Origin of the sequence: Ruegeria sp. Ofav3-42 (assembly GCF_022347725.1) — a bacterium.
Classification (GTDB): Bacteria; Pseudomonadota; Alphaproteobacteria; order Rhodobacterales; family Rhodobacteraceae; genus Ruegeria.
In genome coordinates, this window is record NZ_JAKRGB010000022.1 from 50,588 (window position 1) to 56,587 (window position 6,000).

The following is a 6,000-nucleotide window of genomic DNA, read 5'->3' on the forward strand; positions in this document are numbered from 1 at the left end:
TGCTTCAATGCGTTTCGTATCAGGAATTGATCAATTCAGGCGTAAGCCCAAGCTCTGCCAATTGTGCCGCTATCTCGTTACGGTAAATAGGATTCATCAACACGACAACATCGGGTGGATCTTCCGTCAGTGCCTGTGGCGAAATGATCTGCTGGCCGGTTCCGGCCAGATGTTTGCCCTGTTTGTGTGGGTTGATGTCGACCACGCGGGTGATTGTGTCGCGATCCCCCAGCATATTGAGGAAGCCAACCGCCTTGGCGCCGGCCCCCCAGGCGACGGCCCGGCAGCCCTCGGCGCGCCATTGTGTTAGCCGGTCACGCCAGTCGGACATCTTGGTGTTCTGCGTTTCACCAAATGCCGCAACATCTGCCGCCAGCTGTCCGAGATTGCCGGTGTCGTTGCCCGGGTTGCCGGTATCTGTTCCCGCAACCCGTGCTTCGATTGTCAGAAATTGCTTTTCAAAGGTCTCTTCCACGCGCAGCACATCAAAGCCGCAGGCCGCAAAGGACCGGGTCAGGGATTCGACACTAAAATAGGAACAATGCTCATAAATCACGTCCCAGACCGAGCCTTGCCGGATGATCAGATCAGTATCCGGCACTTCGAAATAAATCACTGTACGGTCCGGATCGGTAATTGAGCGCCGGATCATTCGCAGGAAATCATTCGGGGACGGGATGTGTTCATAGACAAAGCGCGAAGCCAGAAGATCGGCCTGCAGGCGGGCATGTTCTTCGCCATAATAGTCATTCGACCAGGTGATGCGGTCAGCGGCCGATGTGCTGACCCGCTCACCCTCGTAGGACGGGTCGAAGCCGTACCCGGTATTACCCCCGGCCTCGCAGAGCATGGCCAGAAAGTCGCCTTTGCCACAGCCGATATCGACCACCGTGCGCTGATGCAGCCCATAGGTGTCTACCAGACGATCGACCAGTTTTTGCGAATAGTTCTGGAAGGTTGGCGAGAAATGCAGCGAGTTGTCATATTGCTGATCGTATTCAATCCGGTCCGGATCGAAGGACACATTCCAGATAAATCCGCAATCGGGGCAGAAGGCCAGATCGATATCTCCCCGACGGCAAGCGCGGGCGCTGTCCGCATCCGGCCACAGCACGCCGATCAGCACGGGCTGGTCGGTCAACGAAAAGAACAGCGTGGCATGGGTCCCACCACAAACCGGACAGGCAGGCACAGAAGGTGTGGCGGTCATTGCGTTGGCTCCATTTCCGGGGTGGTATCAGTTGTCAGGATTTCAGGGGACAGTTGCATGCTGGCGATCTGCGCAGCGATTTCGTCGCGATAGATACTGTTCATCACGATCACGATGTCCGGGCGCAGGATCGTCAGAGTCTCGGGTGCCGCGATGGGGGCGGCGCAGCCGGGCATGTAATGCCCCTGCCGTGACGGGTTGATATCGACGACGCACGAGACGATCCCCGGATCGCCGATGGTGGTCAGAAAGCCCACTGCCTTCGAGCCGGAGCCCCAAAGTGCCACACGCTTTCCCGCGTCGTGCCAGGCGGCAAAACGCTGCCGCCATCCGTCGATGCGCGACCGCGCGGTATCGCGGAACTCTGCAACCAGTTTTGTGGTCTCAGCCAGATCGTCGGCCAGTTCAGGCAGCGGTGACGGGCGATCCGATACTGCCGCTTCGATGATCAGGTATTGCTCACCATAAACCCGGCGCAGGTCGAGCACTTCGAACCCCGCCAGCCGGAAGGCCCGCGCCAGAGATCCGGCGGTGAAATAGCTGGCATGCTCGTAATAGATGTCCCAGAACGCACCTTCGATCAGGATACGCCGCAGATCCGGCACCTCAATACCATAGCGCAGACGGGTGCCATCCCCGGCGGCCTGCCGCATCAGGGCCAGAAATCCGGCCACGTCGCCAATATGTTCCAGCGTGTGCCGACAGATCAGGAAATCCGCGTCTACCGGCACGTGGGATTTGGTGAAGTTCTCGGCGTGAAAGGTCAGCCCGTCCGGTTCCGAACTGCGGCCCGGTACGTAGGCCGGGTCATAGCCGGTGCCGCTGCAATCGCCTTGGGCGCAGATCAGGCGCAGGAAATCACCCTTGCCGCATCCAACCTCGATCAGATGCCCGCCGCCAAGGCTGAACCGCTCGATCCAGCCCTGGGCCAGATCCGAGACAAACGCATTGAACGTGGGCGAACCGCCCTGTGCGTCCTCGTACCCGGTGCCGTAATCGACCCGTGCCAGATCAAACCGCGCGTTGAAGGCCAGCCCGCAATTGGGGCACCAGCACAGCGCCATGTCTCCGGTCGGAAACCCAAGCGCAGTGGCACGGTCCGGCAAAAGCAACGTGCTTTGAACCGGAATGCCTGCCAGATCATAGAGAGACAGCACATTCCCGGACTGGCCGCAGGACGGGCAGGCTGTGCCCGGCGCTTCACCAACCGTGGTGATATCCGCAGGTGTCACAGATCACCCCGCAGCAGCGCGGCGTTCTGTCCAGAATAGCTCCCCATCAAGCGCGCCGCTCTCCATATGGTCCTGAAGTGTCTTCAGGCGAATGAAGCGCGAGCCCTCGAAGTCTGCTAGCTCCAGCCCGTTATCCACATAGGCCTTGTGCAGTTCTTCGATGCCCATCGGGACCGTCCATTGCGGGTCATAACCCGGCAGCCCGGTTTCGATCTTCGAGAAATCCACCCGGTAGCAGCGTTTGTCGGGCCCGCCGCCCGGCTCGTAAGCGATGCGGCTGCCCGGAACCAGCTGCTCGACATGCTCTGCCACGGTGCGCACCTGATAGTTCTCGCTGGACCGGCCAACATTCCAGGCGGTGTTGTGGATCAGGTCCCGCGGGGCTTCCAGCGTGGCAAGGAAGGCCCGGCTGATATCTTCGATATGAACCAATGGCCGCCAGGGTGTGCCGTCGCTTTTGATCAGAACCTCGCCCTGCAGGAATGCGTATCCGACCAGGCTGTTAACCATCAGATCCGCCCGCAGCTTGGGGGAGGCACCATAGGCCGTGGCATTGCGCAGGAAGACGGGCGAGAAACTGTCATCCGCCAGATCGGACAGGATCGCCTCGCTGCGGACCTTGGATTCACCGTAAGGGGTAACCGGATTGAACTCGGCGCTTTCGTCCAGCACATCCTCGGGACTGGCAGCCCCGTAAATCGAGCAGGACGACGAGAAGGCGAACCGCCCCACGCCTGCGGCTTTGGCCGCACGGCCAAGGGTCAGCGTTGCATCCGCGTTGATGTCATAGGTGCATTGCGGATTGAGGTTACCCATCGGGTCGTTCGACAAACCGGCAAGATGGATCACCGCATCGAAACCTTCCATGTCGGCAGGTCCCACATCGCGGATATCCTTGCGGATCACGGCGTCCGCCTCAGGCATTCCGGACATGTCGCAATGTTCGAAATAGTAACTGTCGAGCCCGGTCACATGATGCCCGCGTTCCTGCAGAAAGGGGATCAAAACCCCGCCGATGTATCCGTTATGCCCGGTAACCAGAATGCGCAACTCGCCAACCTCCTAAAATAACCCCTGACCCAAACCACAACACATTCCCGGTGCCGTCGAACTCAGCGGCTTTCATCAAAATACATTCACCCCGGCAAAGGTCATCGCTTTGTGATTTTCCGGGTTTCCGGAGTGTAACTGAAAGCAACAGCGAGGGCGAAATCTAATCAAAATCGTACAATCTGAATACAAGGGCGCAACCAGAATTCAACCTTTTAATTAAAAGCATTCAAACCGTGATCTCCACGCTTCAGGCGACCAGATCACCCTGGAAGAGGAAGTCGTCACTGGTCAACAACAGCCCGTAGACGTCTTTGATAACACCTATTAATTCGTTTTCGTCACCACCGGACCCCAAGAGCCAGATTGCAGTCCCCTCAGGCAAACCAGCTGCGTCTTCCGTCAGCACGTAATCCGCCGAAATCCCGGCCAGTTGGATTTGATCTGTTCCGGAAACAAAGTCCCAGGCATAGCCGAAATCGTTGACACCATCGGTGCTGCCGTCGCCGTCATCGTAGTAGTTTCCACTCAGATCACCGAAGACAAAGATATCCGCGCCTTCATTGCCGACCAGCACATCGCGCTCCCCTAAACCGGGCAGCGCCGCATTGGTATCCACAGCTGCCAGGAGGTCCGCGCCATCTGTTCCCTGGATGATATCGTCACCCTTGATTTCGGCAAAGTCGAGATCATGGAAAGTGACATCCCAATGGTGTGCGATCAGCGCGAAAGAGCCATTCAGAGGATCCGTCATCACATCGGTTCCTTCCAGCAGCCACTCTACAGGTTCGCTGCTGCCTTCCTCCCAAATCTTGAAGCGATAAATCCTGTTGATCAGGTCGGTCTGCTCCACCCGGATTGTGACGTTGTATGTTGCGCCTTCGGTGAAGGTGAAAGGCGCTGTGTCGAGCAGGAAATTCCAGTTTGGATGTTCATGGAGTTCAAACCGGCTGTCATTCATATCATAGAAAGGCGCAACAATCGGGTTGTAGCCGGAAAGTGGCTGCCACCCCGAAATAGGATCATCTGTATGGCCGCCCCAGAGCATTCCGAATCCAAGGCCCGCGCCATCTCTGGGGGTGCCGTCGTTGATGTCATTGACCGTCAGAGACAGATTGACCTCGTAGTTGTCCCAGGACTGATCTCCGAAAGTCAGAATACGGTCGTAACCGGGTTCTGCGGTTCGAACGCCATCCGGGGTAATCGTCCATTCCCCGTCGACCACCTGAGCTACGTCCTGAATGTTCGTGACACCTGACCAGTCGACCACGTAGTCAGGGGCCCAGTTCGTGCCGTCCTCATATCTGATCGTGACATCCTGGGTGTGGACGTCCCCGTTTGAATATGTTGCCGTTATGGTCACAACGTCATCAGCGGCGGATCCGTCCAGCGCAGCAAAGTCGAGGTCGATATTGAAATCCCCGTCTTCTTCAAGTCGACGGGTATCGGGCCCGATGGAAAGGGTTTGTTCCGGGCCGCCATTCAGCGAATAGGTCAGAGAAACCAAATCCGTGGTATGAGCATTGCCCAGGATGTTTACCCATTGCTGCGACGCGCCCGGTGAACCAAAGGTCTGTACATCCCCGTACCAGACATCAATCGGATCGCGCACTTCAAGGCTTACGGTTGCGGTGTCGGTGAGTTGCCCGTCGGTGATGGTATAGGTGAAGCTGTCGCTGCCTTCATACCCGGTATTGGGGGTATAGGTCAGGGTGCCATCGCCATTGTCGGCAATCGTGCCGTTGGCGGGCTGGGTGAAACTGTCCAGGCTCAGCGGGTCACTATTAGGATCGTTGTCATTGACCAGCAGATCGCTGGCGACATTGATACTCAGCACTGCATCGGGCAGGGCCGCCAGCGCGTCGTCGCTTGCCTCAGGCGGCTGCGGCAGCGTTACGAATCCTGCATCCTCATCGACAATCGGGTCGCTTGCGAATTCGAAGTAATCCACCTGCGCGGTGTAGCCTGCGCTGGTCTGGGTGCTGCCGGCCAGCGGTCCGACCGCAGTGACGGTCAGCGCATGGGTAAAGCTGCCCGCAGTGGTCCAGGTCACGCCGTCGGTGGAATAGCGGAAGGTCCAGGTGTCTCCGGACCGGGTCAGATCGAGGAATTCGGCATTGCCGCCAGGGATGGAGACATTGAACCTCGGGCTGCTGCTGCCATTGACGGTGACGGCGGCAAAGGCCCGCAGGGTGTTGCCATCGGAATAGGTGTCGAACCGCAGCCAGTTGTCTGCGTCCTGTTCAACCAGGAAGCCCTGCAACTGATAGCGCTCGGACGGCGTGGTCAGGAACCGGGCCTCGACCTGGAAGTCGTCATCGGCCACATCCTGCAGCACCCGCGCGCCCCGGTTCTCGCCGTAGACATCAAAATTGCCCGCTGGCGTGGACAGGGTCAGAAAGGCGTCGCCGGCCGTGGTGCCCAGACCCGAAGCGGTGCCCGCAGGCCCGGCAAAGGTCCAGGCCGGGTCGAGCGTCCCACCCGAGAAGTCGTCGGAGCTGGAGGTGC

4 protein-coding genes are annotated in these 6,000 nt (G+C 58.7%); all 4 read right to left on the minus strand.

Features of this window, described 5'->3' with window-relative positions; translation table 11 throughout:
- Positions 1-19 precede the first annotated feature (19 nt).
- A complete protein-coding gene (locus MHN28_RS22480) occupies positions 20-1,210 on the minus strand; it encodes a class I SAM-dependent methyltransferase (RefSeq protein ID WP_239345028.1) in 1,191 nt (396 codons plus the stop codon).
- Positions 1,207-2,442 (minus strand): class I SAM-dependent methyltransferase, encoded by a 1,236-nt coding sequence (locus MHN28_RS22485; protein WP_239345029.1) that lies wholly within the window; start codon positions 2,440-2,442, stop codon positions 1,207-1,209. The genes MHN28_RS22480 and MHN28_RS22485 overlap by 4 nt, the downstream gene beginning before the upstream one ends.
- Before the next feature lie 3 nt (positions 2,443-2,445).
- A complete protein-coding gene (locus MHN28_RS22490; protein ID WP_239345031.1) occupies positions 2,446-3,492 on the minus strand; it encodes an NAD(P)-dependent oxidoreductase in 1,047 nt (348 codons plus the stop codon).
- A 250-nt stretch (positions 3,493-3,742) separates the two neighbouring features.
- The coding region (locus MHN28_RS22495) for a cadherin-like domain-containing protein (RefSeq protein ID WP_239345033.1) at positions 3,743-6,000 on the minus strand (2,258 nt) is incomplete at its 5' end.